This is a genomic window from Streptococcus pseudopneumoniae (assembly GCF_001073085.1).
Taxonomy (GTDB): Bacteria; Bacillota; Bacilli; order Lactobacillales; family Streptococcaceae; genus Streptococcus; species Streptococcus pseudopneumoniae_M.
Genome location: NZ_JVFV01000020.1, coordinates 1 through 16,533 on the forward strand (window position 1 = coordinate 1; position 16,533 = coordinate 16,533).

The window sequence follows — 16,533 nt, forward strand, 5'->3', positions numbered from 1 at the left end:
CTGCGTCTTGCTCGACAATCCAAAGACAATTGAGAGGCTAGGACTTTTGTCCCAGCCTCTTTTTATAATGGATTTTCGTCTAAGATTAGGATTGAAAAAAAATCACCCAGACTTTAACTCTAGGGTGATTTTTTCTACTTCATGTTAAAAGGTCTTAAAAAATATCAAATAGCAATTTCACATTGAGAACAGTTAAGATAATGGAAACAATATAACCAAGGATAGTATTCCACTTGGCATTGGTAAATTCTCCCATCAGTGATTTCTTAGAAGTTAGATAAATCAAAGGAAAGATTGAAAATGGAAGAGCGATTGAAAGAAAGACCTGTGAATAAACCAATAACTGATCCAAGGTTTTTTCTTGATGACCAAACAGAACCGCTACTATCATAACAGGCAGTAAGGCAAAGAGACGAGTCGCCAAACGAATGAACCACTGAGGCAATCGCATATGCAAGAAACCTTCCATAACGATTTGTCCTGTCAAGGTACCTGTGATAGTCGAATTCTGACCACTAGCTAATAGGGCCAAGGCAAACAAGGTTGATAAGGTTGAGCTAGCTATAGCTCCCGCAATGGTAGAATCCTGCAGGGCGTTATACATTTGAGAAAAGGCAGAAATCTCAGATGCATGTCCGAAAAAGAGAGCCGCCCCTAAGATTAAAAGAAGGGAGTTAACGATAAAGGCCAAGGACAGTTGAAGATTCGAGTCCCAGGTCATAAAGCGCACGGCTTTTCGAACATCATTCTTGTCCTTGTGATTGATTTTCCGAGTCTGAGACAAGGAAGAATGCAAATAAAGGTTATGGGGCATCACTGTCGCACCCACGATCCCTAATGCCAAGGTTAATTGACTTTCATGCCCAGGCAAAGGACTCTCAAATAAGGTTGCGTTTGGTAGATAACCCTCAACGATTCCTTGGAAGCTTGGATGTGACAAAGCTACCAGATAAGTAAAGATTGCTAAAATCGTTAAAATCAGTGTTGTCACAATAGCTTCAATCTTCTTAAAGCCAAACTTCATCAGTAGCAATAAGAGAAAGACATCTAGAACCGTCAAAAGGATGGCTATCATAATCGGAATCTTAAAGAGAAGATTGAGAGCAATCGCTGAACCTAGAACTTCTGCCAGATCTGTCGCCATCAAGGCTAATTCTAAAATCACCCATAGACTATAACGAAGCCATTTAGGTGAATGATGAGCCGTTGCTTGAGCCAGGTCCATCTGGGTTACAATACCAAGCTTTCCTGCCATCTGCTGAAGTTGCATGGCAATGAGAGATGAAATCAAGATAACAAACAAGAGACTATACTTATAGGAAGCACCACCGACTACACTGGTAATCCAGTTTCCTGGATCCATATAACCAACTGCGACAAGAGCACCCGGACCTAAAAAGGCCTTTAAATTTTGCCAGAAATGATTGTTATTTGGAGTATCGATAGATTGATTAATCTCAGAGAGTGACACTTTTTTATGAGAAGACATAGATACTTACCTCTTTCTAAACCTACTTTTTCATTATTTTCTATTAGAGAAAAATAAGATTGACTTTAAACTATTAAAACAATGAAAACTATATGAAAAACATTTAGTTTTTTCATTATTTTTCTTAAGGCACCTTAATATTTTTCTTAAGGCACCTTAATTATAACACAAAAAATGAAAACTATATGAAAAACATTTAGTTTTTTCATTATTTTTCTTAAGACACCTTAATTATAAAAAATATGATAAAAACTTAAGAAAATTCAACAAAATTTTAGGGAAAGTCAGAATAAGTCTACTCATTAACGATAATGATAAATCTATTGATAAACTTTGACATTTAATAGTGAACTGTAACTATTATTTCTAACTCGATTTCTCTATAAAAGAGGAAAAACCAGCGTCTTTTGACGCTGGATAAAAGCTACTTAGATCATTTAACAAGAAACTAAATTGCTTCTGTAACGAAGCTACGGCTTTCAAGTACCTTAAGCATAGCATCCGCTGTATCTAGGGCTGTAAAGAGTGGTACACCATGTTCGATAGCTGAACGGCGGATTTGTTCACCATCTTCATCAGCAGTTCGCTTGGTACCAACTGTGTTGATGATAGCTTGGATTTTCCCTTTACGAACATAGCTTGGGATATCATGTTCATCATCACCAATCTTACCAACGAGTTGAGCCTTCAAGCCATGACTTTCAAAGAAAGCTGCTGTTCCTTGAGTCGCAAGGATACCATAACCAATATTTTGGAAACGACGAGCCAAATCCAAAGCTTCTTCCTTGGCATCATCAGCGATAGTAAAGACAACATTTCCAAAGGTTGGCAAGTGAAGATAAGAAGCTTCAAAGGCCTTGTAGAGAGCTTTTTCAAGAGTGGTATCAGAACCCATGACTTCCCCTGTTGACTTCATTTCAGGTCCAAGCAGGCTGTCTACCTTAGCTAGTTTGGTAAAGGAGAATACTGGTGCCTTGATATGAACGCGACTACTTTCTGGGTAAAGTCCATCTTGGTAACCAAGTTCTTCAAGACTTTGACCAAGAATCAACTTAGTCGCTACCTGTGCCATAGGGATGTTGGTTACTTTAGAAAGGAAAGGTACGGTACGGCTGGCACGAGGGTTAACTTCAATGACGTATACTTTCTCATCCTTGATGACAAACTGAATGTTCATCATACCAAGACAGTTAAGGCCGATTGCAAGACGTTTAGTATAGTCTGCAATGGTTTCTTGAACCTTTTGCGACAAGGTTTGAGGAGGATAAACCGCCATGGAGTCACCTGAGTGGACACCAGCGCGTTCGATATGCTCCATGATACCTGGGATGAGGACATTTTGTCCGTCTGAAATGGCATCGACTTCACACTCTTGACCGACGATATAAGAGTCTACAAGAACTGGATGATCTGGACTTGCCTTAACCGCAGTACGCATGTAAGAACGAAGATCATCTTCATTCTCAACGATTTCCATGGCACGTCCACCAAGTACATAAGATGGGCGAACAAGGACTGGGAAACCAATCTTGCGGGCTGCAAGTACTGCTTCTTCTTCGTTTGTAGCAGTCTGTCCAGGAGGCTGTGGAATATCCAAGTCTTTGAGAGCTTGTTCGAAGAGATCACGGTCTTCGGCACGGTCTAGGTCAGCAACTTGAGTACCAAGGATAGTTACACCAGCTTTTGCCAATGGCTCAGCAAGGTTGATGGCTGTTTGACCACCAAACTGAACGATAACACCTTTTGGTTGCTCAAGGTCAATGACATTCATGACATCTTCGAATGTTAATGGTTCAAAGTAAAGTTTATCCGATACAGAGAAGTCAGTTGAAACGGTCTCTGGGTTCGAGTTCATGATAATAGCTTCGTAGCCAGCAGCTTGAATTGCCTTAACAGAGTGAACAGTCGCATAGTCAAACTCAACTCCTTGACCGATACGGATTGGACCAGAACCTAGGACTAGTACAGATTCCTTATCAGACTTGATGGATTCATTCTCCCAACCATAAGTTGAATAGAAATATGGGGTTTCTGATTCAAACTCTGCCGCACAGGTATCAACCATCTTGTAAACTGGGACAATCTTGTTTTCCAAACGAAGTTGGCGAACTTGATCAGCTGTAGTATTCCAGAGTTCAGCGATTTTACGATCTGAGAAACCATTCAATTTTGCTGTTTTTAGGACTGCTACATCTTGTGGATGTGCGCCCAATTCTTGCTCAATTTCAAAGATATGCAAGAGTTTATCCAGATAAAAGATATCGATTTTTGTAAGCTCAGCGATTTCCTCTGGTGTATAACCACGGCGAATGGCTTCTGATACGTAGAAGAGACGGTCATCTTGGGCCTTGACAACCTTTTCAATCAAGGCATCATCCGAAACTGCTGCAAGTTCAGGCATTTCATTGTGGTGAACCCCAATTTCAAGAGAGCGACAGGCTTTTAGAAGAGATTCCTCGATGTTACGACCAATAGCCATGACTTCTCCAGTCGCCTTCATCTGTGTACCCAAACGGCGTTCACCCTTTTCAAACTTGTCAAATGGGAAACGTGGAATCTTGGCAACGACGTAGTCAAGGGCTGGTTCAAACATAGCATAAGTTGAACCTGTAACTGGGTTGATGACCTCATCTAAGGTCAATCCTACCGCAATCTTAGCAGCCAATTTAGCGATTGGGTAACCTGTCGCCTTAGAAGCAAGGGCTGACGAACGAGATACACGAGGATTTACTTCGATAACATAGTACTTGAAGCTGTGGGGATCAAGGGCTAGCTGAACATTACATCCACCTTCAATCTTGAGGGCACGAATAATGCTCAAGCTGGCATCACGAAGCATTTGATTTTCATAATCTGACATAGTTTGCGCTGGGGCAAATACGATGGAATCCCCTGTATGAATACCGACTGGGTCAAAGTTTTCCATGTTACATACAACAAGGGCATTGTCAGCCGAGTCACGCATGACTTCGTATTCGATTTCCTTAAAACCAGCAATCGAACGCTCAATCAAACATTGAGTAACAGGTGATAGCTTCAACCCATTCTCAGCGATTTCACGCAATTCTTCCTCGTTGGCACACATACCACCACCAGTACCACCTAGGGTAAAGGCTGGACGGACGATCACTGGGTAGCCAATTGTCGCTGCAAAGGCAACGGCTTCTTCCACAGTGTTAACAATTTCAGATTCTGGAATCGGTTGATTCAATTCTTCCATCAATTGTTTAAAGAGATCGCGGTCTTCAGCTTGGTCGATGGCAGACAATTTAGTCCCGAGAAGTTCTACTCCCAATTCATCAATAATGCCATTTTTAGACAATTCCATGGCCATGTTAAGCCCTGTTTGCCCACCAAGAGTTGGAAGCAAGGCATCTGGACGTTCTTTACGGAGAATACGAGTCACAAACTCAAGTGTGATTGGCTCAATGTAAACCTTGTCTGCAATTTCCTTATCAGTCATGATAGTTGCAGGGTTTGAGTTTACTAAGACAACCTCATACCCTTCCTCTTTCAAAGACAAGCAAGCCTGAGTCCCAGCATAGTCAAACTCAGCAGCCTGACCAATAATAATCGGACCAGAACCAATCACCATAATTTTTTGAATATCAGTACGTTTAGGCATTTATAAGATATTAAGGGCGTCAAGCGGACAAAGCTAAAATAGGAGTTATGACGAAGAACTGTCAGTTCTAGGAATAACTATCTTTTTAGCACCGTCCGTAGCCCGTATTCAGTTCAGCAAATACGGCTCACCCTTCTCCTTTCTATTCGTCGCCTCACAGGGCGACATTAAATAAATTCTCCGACGATTTTTTAGCGAAACGATTTTTTTCGATAAAAAATCTAGTGCAGGGAGTTTTTAGTTCGCCTAATAGCGACTAAAAGAAACGACCTGCCTTTCTATTCGGCAACTCTCTGGTTGCCATTAAATAAATTCTCCGACGATTTCACACTCGTCTTTAGTTTGTTTGTTTGAAGGCTTCCATCATCTCGATGAACTCGTCAAATAGATAGCTTGCATCGTGCGGACCTGGTGCAGCATCTGGGTGGAATTGCACAGAGAAACCTGGTTGGTATCTGTGACGTACACCTTCAACTGACTTGTCATTGATTTCTTCATGAGTAATCATCAAATGGTCTGGAAAATCTTCACGGCTCACTGCATATCCATGATTTTGACTCGTGAAGTCCACGCGCCCAGTTGCAATTTCACGAACGGCATGGTTAAATCCACGGTGACCAAACTTCATCTTATAGGTCTTAGCTCCATTTGCCATGGCAAAGAGTTGGTGTCCCATACAAATACCAAAGATTGGAATTTCCCCGAGAATACCACGAATCATATCGAGTGCTTCTGGTACATCTTCTGGATTTCCCGGTCCATTTGACAACATAACTCCGTCTGGATTTAGGTGGAGGATTTCCTCTGCTGTTGTAGTATAAGGAACGACCGTTACATTACAATCTCTCTTAGACAACTCTCTTAAGATAGAATGCTTGAGACCAAAGTCTACAAGTACCACGCTCAAACCTACTCCTGGAGCTGGGTAAGCAGTTTTTGTAGAAACCTGTTTGATATTGTCAATTGGTAGAACAGTTGCTTGAAGCTGATCTGTGATGTGATCGATACTATCTCCCACATGTGTCAGAGTCGCTCTCATAGTCCCATGTTTGCGAATGATTTTTGTCAAAGCACGTGTATCAATACCTGAAATACCAGGGATTTTCTTAGACTTCAAAAACTCATCCAGCGTCATCTGGTTGCGCCAGTTACTGGCTCTACGAGCTTCTTCAAATACTACAACACCTTTACAAGTAGGGCTGATAGATTCGTAGTCATCACGGTTAATCCCATAATTCCCTACCAGTGGATAAGTGAAGGTCAAGATTTGTCCATTATAAGACTGGTCTGTAATGGATTCTTGATAACCTGTCATCCCTGTGTTAAAGACGATTTCCCCTGTTACATCAATATCTGCTCCGAAGGCCTTACCTTCGAAAATGGTGCCATCTTCTAAAACTAGAAGTCTTTTTGTCATATTCTCACCTCTCGTGGACGCTCACTGGCGTCTTTTAACGTTTTGTGTCTTTTTTGGCTTTTCTACTTGCCAATACGGATTCTAAGATTGCCATTCGAACAAAGACTCCATTGGTCATTTGTTGAACAATGCGTGATTTTGGAGCTTCAACCAAGTGGTCAGCAATTTCTACATCCCGATTCACTGGAGCTGGATGCATAATGATTGCTTCTTCTTTTAAGCGATTATAGCGCTCTTGGTTCAAGCCATGTTGAGCATGATAGCTTTCTTTTGAGAAGATCGCTCCACTTTCGTGACGTTCATGTTGAACTCGCAGCAACATCAGAACATCCACCTGATCAACAATCTCATCAATTGTTACAAACTGACCATAGTCTGCAAACTCTTTGCTCCTCCATTCCTCAGGTCCTGCAAAGTAAAGTTCTGCACCTAAGCGTTTCAAAATCTGCATATTGGATTTGGCAACACGTGAATGATCCAAGTCGCCTGCAATAGCAACCTTGAGACCCTCAAAGTGACCAAATTCTTCATAAATGGTCATCAAATCAAGCAGGCTCTGACTAGGGTGTTGTCCTGATCCGTCGCCTCCGTTGATAATTGAAGTCGTGATTGTAGGACTCGCTATCAATTCTCTGTAGTAATCAACCTCAGGGTGACGAATGACACAGACATCTACACCCAGTGCAGATAATGTTAGAATGGTATCATACAGTGTCTCACCCTTGTTTACTGAACTTGTCTTTACATCAAAGTCAAGTCGTTCCAATCCCAATTTAATCTCAGCAACTTCGAACGATTTGTGCGTTCTTGTCGAATTTTCAAAGAAAAGATTGGAAACAATAGGATGGTCTTCGTAGGGTAACTGAGCACCGTTTTTAAACTCGATCCCTCGTTTAATCAATTTCATAACCTGATCCACAGTGAGATCTTCCATGGACACCACATGTTTGAGTGCTTGTTGATTTTCTGACATGGCTACTCCTTTAGCTATTAAGCTTCTTCAGTAATCAAAACTCTATCTTGACCATCAAGTTCTGTCATCTCAACGATGATTTCTTCAGAACGACTAGTTGGAATATTTTTCCCAACGTAGTCTGGACGAATTGGCAATTCTCTGTGTCCACGGTCAACCAGTACCGCAAGACTCACGCGCGCTGGGCGACCATGTCCGACAATGTTATCGATAGCAGCTCGGATTGTACGACCTGTATAAAGTACGTCATCCACCAAGATAACTTCGCGATCTGTCACATCAACAGAAATTAAGGAAGTATCTTCACCACTTTTGACATCGTCACGGTAAGGTTTTGTGTCTAATTCTACAACGGGAACAGAGATATTTTCCAGTTGTTCCAAACGCTCCTGGATACGGTGAGCAATGAAGACACCACGTGTTTTTATCCCAGCCAATACAATCTTGTTTAAATCTTTATTTCGCTCGATAATCTCGTAGGTAATCCGAGTAATCGCTCGCTTGACGGTCAATTCGTCTACAACTTCTTTTGTCTTCATGACAAACCTCCAAAAAGAAAAGTCTCCTTTTTCAAGGAGACTTGAGAATGTATAACTAAGCGAGCCATACTGCAAACAGTATAGACTTACCCTTCTACTTAATCCAGCTCCTTGCCTGCCTCACGGGACAGGTTTAAAGGAATATTTTATTGTCCTTACTATATCACAAAGCCTAGGCCAAAGCAAGTAAAAACATTCAATGCTCGACCTTATAATGAACTAAAATCATATAACTGTGGATAGTGTTCGCATTCTGGATTTTTGGGATGACAGATAGCACGACCAAAATAAATCATAGCCTGATGGGCTGCCAACCATTCTTCCGGTGGCAAGACATCCATGACACGTTTTTCAACCTCAAGGGGTGTAGCTGATTTTTTAACAATATCATGGTGTTTGCAGATACGTTCTACGTGAGTATCAACTGCAAAGGCTGGAATTCCAAATCCCACACTTAATACTACATTGGCTGTTTTTCGGCCAACTCCTGCCAAACTCTCTAATTCTTCCCTAGTCTGAGGAACTTGACCATCAAAATCGTCTAGTAACTGCTGGGCACATTTCTTAAGAAACTTAGCCTTATTGCGATAGAGACCTAAACGAGAAATATGTTTTGCAATTTCACTTTCACTTGCGTCCGCCATGGCTTGAGGCGTAGGGAAGGCTTCAAAAAGAGCTGGAGTCGCCTTGTTTACTGCCGCATCTGTCGTCTGAGCAGACAACATAACTGCAACTAAGAGTTCAAAATGATTGCGAAAGTCTAGACTTGGTTTTGCATCTGGAAAAAGAGCGATGATTTCCTCAATGACATGACGGGCACGTTTCTTGGATAAAACCATCTATTCGTCTCCGTCAAACAGTCCTTGTAAACCTGCAAAAGGACTATTTTCTTCTTTTTTGACTGCCTGTTGAGCTTGATACTCTTCCTCGGACATGATTTGCCAGTCATTTCCAGAAACAAATCCCTGACCGGCTTCTTCCTCAGCTGTTAAGACCTTGATTGGAATATTGAGCAATATATTATCTGAAACACTTTCAGCCAGGTCGATTTCCCCATTTTCAATTGGTAAAACCAAGTCATCATCTAGAACTTCTTGGTCCAGTTGATTGGTAGCACCTTCCATAAAGACTTCTGTCACTGGATAAGACTCTTTCAATTCTACCGGTTCCATGCTACGACTAGAAGCTAAAACGATTGTATAAGACAATTGATAGTCTAGGAAAAACATACGGTCTTCGTACTGAACCTTTCCTACCGTAACAATATCTTTTACATCTAAAATTTCTTGATTACGGGCACGCAAGTCAGCTGCTAAGTCTAAAGTCTGCTCAAAGTGCAAGACTTCAGGTTGCTTACGAATTTCTTGAATATTTAATTTCATACTTCCTCCATAAAGATTTACTCACTTGATTATACCATGAAAACACTTAATTTAATCGCTGCAGACCTTGTTTTAAATATTATTAGTTTTTGATATATTTATTATGACAAATTTATTTTTTGTGCTATACTATAGACATCAATACATGAGCAAAGGAGGACGCTCATATGGAAGACAAAGAACTAATCTTAGAAGCTTATCAACTCATTTCCGAGTTAAATAAGGCTTACCAGACCTGCAAACAAGGATTGCCTGATGATCTTCGCTTGCAGCAAAATATTGACGAGCTACTCAAACAACTTAAAAAGACAGAGAAACTAGATAACTCTATCTTAATTGATCTTGAGAAATTTTACCAACTTACCAGTCTCTTGATTGGACTTGGCACACTTAAGCTGAATGAGCAAACTCGCACTGCTTGGCGAAACTATGATAAGTTTCACTACGATCAAGTCAAACACGTTTTGACACTCTATGGACCTGTTTTTGGTTTTTAGAAAGATTTGAATTTCTCATTTCTTTTGACAAAGTGTTCTAAAAGGTATAAAATAAACATAATAATTTTCGGAGGTAAGGGAGACATGAACAACTAAGTCTATCAAATAAAAAACCTTTATTTAGTAGATCTTGTTTCTGTCTCTTTTTGTGCGCTCTTTTTTCTGCTGCTTTTTCAGCCCTTTTAAAAGAGGATTTTTTGACATAAATGATTAGCTCTACTAGGTAAGGTAGAGCTATTTTTATAATAACATCAAAATGATAGAAAGAGGGTACACTAGATGATACAAATTCACAAGCTAACTATTACTCATAACAAGGATTTACGCAATCTCGTCTCAGACTTAACTATGGTCATTCGAGAAGGAGAAAAGGTTGCCATTATTGGCGAAGAAGGAAATGGAAAATCAACCTTACTTAAAACTTTAATGGGAGAAAAATTAGCTGATTTCTCTATCAAGGGAGAAATCCAGTCTGACCTTCAGTCCATGGCCTACATTCCCCAACATCTCCCTGAAGACCTGAAGAAAAAATCTTTACAGGACTACTTCTTTTTGGATTCTACTGAATTAGTCTACAGTATCCTCTATCGTTTGGCTGAGGAGTTGCATTTTGATAGCGACCGTTTTGCTAGCAACCAAGAAATTGGGAGTCTATCGGGGGGCGAAGCTTTGAAAATTCAGCTCATCCATGAGTTAGCAAAACCCTTTGAGGTTCTATTTTTAGATGAACCTTCAAATGACCTAGACCTTGAGACGGTTGATTGGCTAAAAAAGCAAGTTCAGAAGATTGGGCAGACCGTTATTTTCATTTCTCATGATGAAGACTTCCTCTCTCAAACGGCAGACACCATTATCCACTTGCGACTGGTCAAGCATCGAAAGGAGGCTGAAACTCTAGTTGAACATTTAGACTATGATCACTATAGTGAACAGAGAAAGGCTCATTTTGCCAGACAAAGCCAGCAAGCTGCTAACGACCAGAGAGCCTATGACAAAACCATGGAAAAACACCGCAGAGTCAAGCAAAATGTCGAAACTGCCTTGCGAAATACTAAAAATGATGTTGCTGGGCGCCTATTAGCCAAAAAGATGAAAAATGTTCTTTCTCAAGAAAAACGCTACGAAAAAGTAGCTCAGTCCATGACCCAAAAGCCACTTGAAGAGGAAGAAATCCAACTTTTCTTTTCAGATATAGAGCCATTAGCAGCTTCTAAAGTCTTACTTCGACTGGAAAAGGAGACTTTATCCATTGGCCAACGAATTTTGTCTCAAAAACTCCAACTAACTGTTTGGGGGCAAGATAAAATCGGCATCATCGGTCCCAATGGAGTTGGCAAATCGACTCTGTTAGCCAAGTTGCAGCAACTACTAAGCGACAAAAGAGAGATTTCGCTTGGATTTATGCCACAAGATTACCAAGAAACATTGAATTTGGATCTATCTCCAGTAGAATTTCTTAGCCAAACTGGACACAAGGAGGAAATACAGAAAATCCAATCTCACTTAGCCAGTCTTAATTTCAGCTATCCAGAGATGCACCACCAAATCCACTCCTTATCTGGAGGTCAACAAGGTAAACTCCTTCTTTTGAATTTAGTGCTGCGAAAACCAAACTTTCTCCTTCTAGATGAACCGACACGAAATTTTTCTCCAACTTCTCAACCAGAAATCAGAAAACTCTTTGCCTCTTATCCCGGCGGTCTGATCACTGTTTCGCATGATCGACGTTTCTTAAAAGAAGTCTGTACGAATATCTATCGTTTGACAGAACATGGTTTGGAAATCGTTGATTTGCAAGATTTATAAACGTAGAAAATCTCAAAAATCCAGAGGAAAAGCTCTGGATTCTTTTACATATGTTGCAAACGTTCAATCCGTTCTGAGATTGGCGGATGGGTATAAAAGAGTTTTTGTAACCCACCTCGTTTTTGAGGATCGTTGATGTAAAGTGCACTGCTAGCATCATCTACATGATGGCTCATGGGTTTACTATTGTCCAACTTACGTAGAGCATTAATCATCCCTTGAGGATTACGAGTCAACTCTACACTGGAAGCATCTGCTAAAAATTCTCGTTGACGAGAGATGGCTAGTTGTACCAAAGTTGCTGCTAGGGGAGCCAAAACAATTGCTAGGAGAGAAACAACTAGCATAATAATTTCAAGTCCACCACTATCACGGTCATCACTTCTACGGCCACGGTCTGCACCACCCCACCACATCATGCGTCCAGCCATACTTGATAAAAGTGTAATGGCACTGGCAAGGGCAACCGCAATAGTAGAAATCCGAATATCATAGTTACGAATGTGACTGACTTCATGGCCTATAACCGCTTCTAGCTCTTCACGATTCATAACCGCTAAGAGTCCTGAAGTTGCTGCGACCGCTGCATTTTGAGGATTTGAACCTGTTGCAAAGGCATTTAAGCTGGCATCATCGATGATGAAGACACGTGGCATAGGAATTTGCGCCACCATAGCCATATCTTCAACAACATGATAAAGAGTTGGTGCGGTCTGCTCATTCACCTCACGAGCACCATTCATACTCATGACTATCTCTGTCGATTGAAAAATCATGGACAAGGCATAGATAAAGCCGATAATCAGAGCGATAACTAAGCCACCAAGACCAGACCGCATAAAGAGGTAACCAACTGCATATCCAACCAAAGCCAAAAGTAAAAAGAATACTAGTAGTAAAATCCAAGTTCTTCGCTTATTACTCGCGATTTGATCATACAACATCCTAGTCACCTAAACCACTAAAATCGACTTTAGGTACTGCCTTTTCCTCTTCAGGAGTTTGAAGGAAATCAGCGACTTTAAAACCAAAAAGTCCTGAAACTAGATTACTTGGGAAAGTCTCCAATTTAACATTATAGTTGCTAACAACACTATTGTAGAGTTGGCGAGAGTAAGAAATTTTATTTTCAGTATTGGTCAACTCCTCTTGCAATTTAACAAAGTTGGCACTGGCTTTCAAATCTGGATAGCTTTCTGCAACAGCAAAGATACCTGAAACCTGACGTGTAAGAGCATCACTAGCCTTCATAGCTTCTGCTGGTGAAGTTGCTGCAGCTACTTGATTACGAAGTTCTGCAACTTTTTCAAGAGTTGAACCTTCATACTTTGCATATCCCTTCACGGTCTCAATCAAGTTTGGCAAGAGATCATTACGACGTTTCAACTGAACATCAATCTGACTCCATGCCTCCTTAGTTTGCATGCGATTTTTAACCAAACCGTTATAACTAACAATTACAAAAATAACAATAAGAGCAAGAACTCCAAGAATAATCCAAGTCATCATATAATTCCTTTCTGCTTTTAGATTAGTACCAGTATATCAAATTTCCATCTTTTTGTGGTAAAATAAGATGATACTAAAGAAGGAAACTACTATGAAACCAGAAACATTTTATCAACTGATAGCTGAACAAAATATCCATCTTTCTGACCAGCAAAAAGTTCAATTTGAGCGTTATTTCGAACTCTTAGTCGAGTGGAACCAAAAAATCAACCTGACTGCCATTACTGAAAAGGAAGAGGTTTACCTTAAACACTTTTATGATTCCATCGCTCCTATCCTACAAGGGTTGATAGAAAACCAACCCATTAAACTCTTAGACATCGGTGCTGGAGCAGGTTTTCCTAGCCTTCCTATGAAGATCATCTATCATCAGCTAGATGTAACCATCATTGATTCACTCAATAAGCGCATTAACTTCCTTCAACTTCTGGCTGAGGAGCTTGATTTAGAAGGGGTTCATTTCTACCATGGACGCGCCGAAGACTTTGCCCAAGACAAGAACTTCCGTGCCCAATTCGACATTGTGACAGCTCGTGCAGTTGCTCGCATGCAAGTTCTCTCAGAGTTAACTATTCCCTACTTAAAAGTTGGTGGAAAATTGCTTGCACTCAAGGCTAGCAATGCACCTGAGGAATTAACTGAAGCTAAAAATGCCCTCAATCTTCTCTTTAGTAAGGTTGAAGAAAACCTCAGTTACACACTTCCTAACGGAGACCCTCGCTACATTACTATTGTCGAGAAGAAAAAAGAAACTCCAAACAAATATCCACGTAAGGCTGGCATGCCTAATAAACGCCCGCTATAGAAAGATTAAAAAATCTGCAAACTCACACCTCGCTTTCTTATTTCAAGGCTCGGAAAAAAATGATTTACAAAATCATACCTCGCTCTCTCATTTCAAGGCTCAGGAAAAAATGATTTACAAAATCTGCCTCGCTTTTTTGTTTCTCGGCTCGGGAAAAATTCGTTTACAAAACGAATTTTTTCTGCTATACTATCCTAAGCAAAGGTTTTTAATGTCATCCTGTGAGGTGACGAAAGCGCAGATTTATATAAATTTTTAAAAGATAGCTATTTTTTAAAAAGTCTTACTCTGAGGGCCTATTGCTGCAAAATAATGGGCTCTTTTTTGGTGCCCAAAAGTGAGGTATTTATGAAACAAGAATCAACTGTTGATTTGTTATTAGACGTCGACCAACGTCCTTCTGCTGGCAAGGGTATTCTTCTCAGCTTCCAGCACGTATTCGCCATGTTTGGTGCTACTATCTTGGTACCTTTAATCTTGGGAATGCCTGTGTCTGTTGCCCTTTTTGCATCAGGTGTAGGAACACTCATTTACATGGTTTGTACTGGCTTTAAAGTTCCAGTTTATCTGGGTTCTTCTTTTGCCTTTATCACAGCTATGTCACTTGCCATGAAAGAAATGGGTGGCGATGTATCTGCCGCTCAAACTGGAGTTATTCTTACAGGTTTTGTCTATGTCCTTGTTGCTGCAAGTGTTCGCTTTGCAGGTACAAAGTGGATCGACAAACTCTTACCTCCAATCATTATCGGTCCTATGATCATCGTTATCGGTCTTGGACTTGCTAATTCAGCTGTTACCAACGCTGGTCTTGTAGCGGACGGAAATTGGAAAAACGCTCTTGTAGCCGTTGTTACTTTCTTGATTGCTGCCTTTATTAATACAAAAGGAAAAGGCTTCTTACGAATCATCCCATTCCTATTTGCCATTATCGGTGGTTACCTCTTTTCCCTAGCACTTGGATTGGTTGACTTCACTCCTGTTCTTGAAGCAAACTGGTTTGAAATCCCTGGTTTCTACCTACCGTTCAATACAGGTGGTGCCTTCAAACAATACGACCTTTACTTCGGCCCTGAAACGATTGCCATCTTACCAATCGCAATCGTAACCATTTCTGAACATATCGGAGACCATACCGTTTTAAGTCAAATCTGTGGACGCCAATTCTTGAAAGAACCTGGTCTACACCGTACTCTTCTTGGTGATGGTATCGCAACTTCAGTTTCTGCCTTCCTTGGTGGACCAGCCAATACAACTTACGGTGAAAATACAGGGGTTATCGGTATGACTCGTATCGCTTCTGTCTCAGTTATCCGTAACGCTGCCTTTATCGCAATTGCCCTTAGCTTCCTTGGTAAATTTACTGCCTTGATTTCAACAATTCCAAACGCTGTACTTGGTGGTATGTCTATCCTTCTTTACGGGGTTATCGCAAGTAACGGTTTGAAAGTCTTGATCAAAGAACGTGTTGACTTTAGCCAAATGCGTAACCTTATCATCGCTAGTGCTATGTTGGTGCTTGGACTTGGTGGAGCAATCCTTAAACTTGGTCCAGTTACCCTTTCAGGTACTGCCCTATCAGCTATGACAGGTATCATCCTAAACTTAATCTTGCCATACGAAAACAAAGACTAATCCATATAGAATCAACAAGAGGTCGGGACCAAAATCCCGACCTCAATTTTTATTCACAAGAAGACTTTGATACAGTTACTCATTGGACTGTTGTCAAAAAATTTGATTTCTCAATTTCCTGTCCTAAATCCCTAATTTCCCCAAGCAATTAAGAGATACAAGAGACTTGAACCAAACATATCTGCAAGAGCATGCATGATAAAGAATGGGAGTAAATTCTTGACCACATACTTGTACAAGAAATAATATAGGTATGGAAAGAAATTCGTATAATTACAGAATATACTAGAACCAGCCACTGATGCTTTTCTTTTACTGAAGTCAGCAATCCCAAGAAGAAAAATTCTTCATAAAAACCATTTAGAAGAGCATAACCAATGGCCATTGGCGTCAAAACCATAAATTTTCGAATGATTTCCATGGAATCTATAAAAGGGATCAACTGAGGATTAGAATAATTGTACTCACCACTGAGGGTTGTTACAATATCACCGAATATCCCAACTACAGCAAAGATAAGGGGAACCCAAATTAAAACAGACCAGCTCCAACGTATAGGAAGCTGTTTAAAATCATAATTTCGAATCACAAGATAAAGGAAGGTAATCCCTAACATCATCAATTGAAAAGTAAAATTACTAGAATAGGCCGCCCCGTAACTAGCTACATTTGTCCTAGTTTCTGCGACGCTAGTAAGAGTTGAAGGCGATAAACTCTCCATAAATTGCTGGGTAGAACGAATGATAAACTCTCCAAACATTAAAACAGTGATGATGAGGATATCGAACCATTTTAAGCATCTTAGAGGTTTAGCAGGATTAATACTTTGTAGCAAATTCATATTTCCTCCTTATCTTTA

The 16,533-nt window shown here is 40.4% G+C and carries 13 protein-coding genes and 1 pseudogene; 4 read left to right on the forward strand and 10 right to left on the reverse strand.

Annotation, left to right across the window (positions count from 1 at the left end; translation table 11 throughout):
* Positions 1 to 154: 154 nt before the first annotated feature.
* The 7 genes from ADH90_RS04025 to ADH90_RS04055 all read right to left on the reverse strand — a co-directional run bounded on the left by ADH90_RS04025 (position 155) and on the right by ADH90_RS04055 (position 9,425).
* On the reverse strand, positions 155 to 1,489 hold the full coding sequence (locus tag ADH90_RS04025; protein ID WP_049530065.1) for an Nramp family divalent metal transporter: 1,335 nt from the start codon (positions 1,487 to 1,489) through the stop codon (positions 155 to 157).
* A gap of 448 nt (positions 1,490 to 1,937) precedes the next feature.
* Positions 1,938 to 5,114 carry a carbamoyl-phosphate synthase large subunit gene (gene carB, locus ADH90_RS04030; RefSeq protein ID WP_049530066.1) on the reverse strand — a complete coding sequence of 1,059 codons (3,177 nt, stop codon included), beginning with the start codon at positions 5,112 to 5,114 and terminating at the stop codon, positions 1,938 to 1,940.
* A 337-nt stretch (positions 5,115 to 5,451) separates the two neighbouring features.
* A complete protein-coding gene (locus ADH90_RS04035; protein WP_049530067.1) occupies positions 5,452 to 6,531 on the reverse strand; it encodes a carbamoyl phosphate synthase small subunit in 1,080 nt (359 codons plus the stop codon).
* A gap of 34 nt (positions 6,532 to 6,565) precedes the next feature.
* On the reverse strand, positions 6,566 to 7,504 hold the full coding sequence (locus ADH90_RS04040; RefSeq protein ID WP_049530068.1) for an aspartate carbamoyltransferase catalytic subunit: 939 nt from the start codon (positions 7,502 to 7,504) through the stop codon (positions 6,566 to 6,568).
* Positions 7,505 to 7,521: 17 nt separating this feature from the next.
* Positions 7,522 to 8,043 (reverse strand): bifunctional pyr operon transcriptional regulator/uracil phosphoribosyltransferase PyrR, encoded by a 522-nt coding sequence (pyrR, locus tag ADH90_RS04045; RefSeq protein WP_049530069.1) that lies wholly within the window; start codon positions 8,041 to 8,043, stop codon positions 7,522 to 7,524.
* Positions 8,044 to 8,252: 209 nt separating this feature from the next.
* Positions 8,253 to 8,882, reverse strand: a complete 630-nt coding sequence (nth, locus tag ADH90_RS04050; RefSeq protein ID WP_049530070.1) for an endonuclease III — start codon at positions 8,880 to 8,882, stop codon at positions 8,253 to 8,255.
* Positions 8,883 to 9,425, reverse strand: a complete 543-nt coding sequence (locus tag ADH90_RS04055) for a YceD family protein (protein ID WP_049530071.1) — start codon at positions 9,423 to 9,425, stop codon at positions 8,883 to 8,885. It abuts the gene before it with no gap.
* A 167-nt stretch (positions 9,426 to 9,592) separates the two neighbouring features.
* Between ADH90_RS04055 and ADH90_RS04060 the strand changes: the two genes are divergently transcribed.
* On the forward strand, positions 9,593 to 9,922 hold the full coding sequence (locus ADH90_RS04060; protein WP_049530072.1) for a helicase BlpT: 330 nt from the start codon (positions 9,593 to 9,595) through the stop codon (positions 9,920 to 9,922).
* A 279-nt stretch (positions 9,923 to 10,201) separates the two neighbouring features.
* A complete protein-coding gene (locus ADH90_RS04065; RefSeq protein WP_049530073.1) occupies positions 10,202 to 11,728 on the forward strand; it encodes an ATP-binding cassette domain-containing protein in 1,527 nt (508 codons plus the stop codon).
* 44 nt (positions 11,729 to 11,772) lie between these two features.
* Here the strand turns inward: ADH90_RS04065 and htpX are convergent, their stop codons facing one another.
* Positions 11,773 to 12,672, reverse strand: a complete 900-nt coding sequence (gene htpX / locus ADH90_RS04070; protein WP_049530074.1) for a zinc metalloprotease HtpX — start codon at positions 12,670 to 12,672, stop codon at positions 11,773 to 11,775.
* Position 12,673: 1 nt separating this feature from the next.
* Positions 12,674 to 13,234: a LemA family protein gene (locus ADH90_RS04075; RefSeq protein WP_049530075.1), complete on the reverse strand. Its 561-nt coding sequence runs from the start codon at positions 13,232 to 13,234 to the stop codon at positions 12,674 to 12,676.
* Between the two features lie 94 nt (positions 13,235 to 13,328).
* Between ADH90_RS04075 and rsmG the strand changes: the two genes are divergently transcribed.
* Both rsmG and ADH90_RS04085 read left to right on the forward strand, forming a co-directional pair.
* Positions 13,329 to 14,042, forward strand: coding sequence for a 16S rRNA (guanine(527)-N(7))-methyltransferase RsmG (gene rsmG / locus ADH90_RS04080; RefSeq protein WP_049530076.1), 714 nt, complete (start codon positions 13,329 to 13,331; stop codon positions 14,040 to 14,042).
* A gap of 348 nt (positions 14,043 to 14,390) precedes the next feature.
* On the forward strand, positions 14,391 to 15,674 hold the full coding sequence (locus ADH90_RS04085) for a uracil-xanthine permease family protein (RefSeq protein WP_049530077.1): 1,284 nt from the start codon (positions 14,391 to 14,393) through the stop codon (positions 15,672 to 15,674).
* A 131-nt stretch (positions 15,675 to 15,805) separates the two neighbouring features.
* Here the strand turns inward: ADH90_RS04085 and ADH90_RS04090 are convergent.
* Positions 15,806 to 16,515: pseudogene (locus tag ADH90_RS04090) on the reverse strand (CPBP family intramembrane glutamate endopeptidase).
* Positions 16,516 to 16,533: the final 18 nt, after the last annotated feature.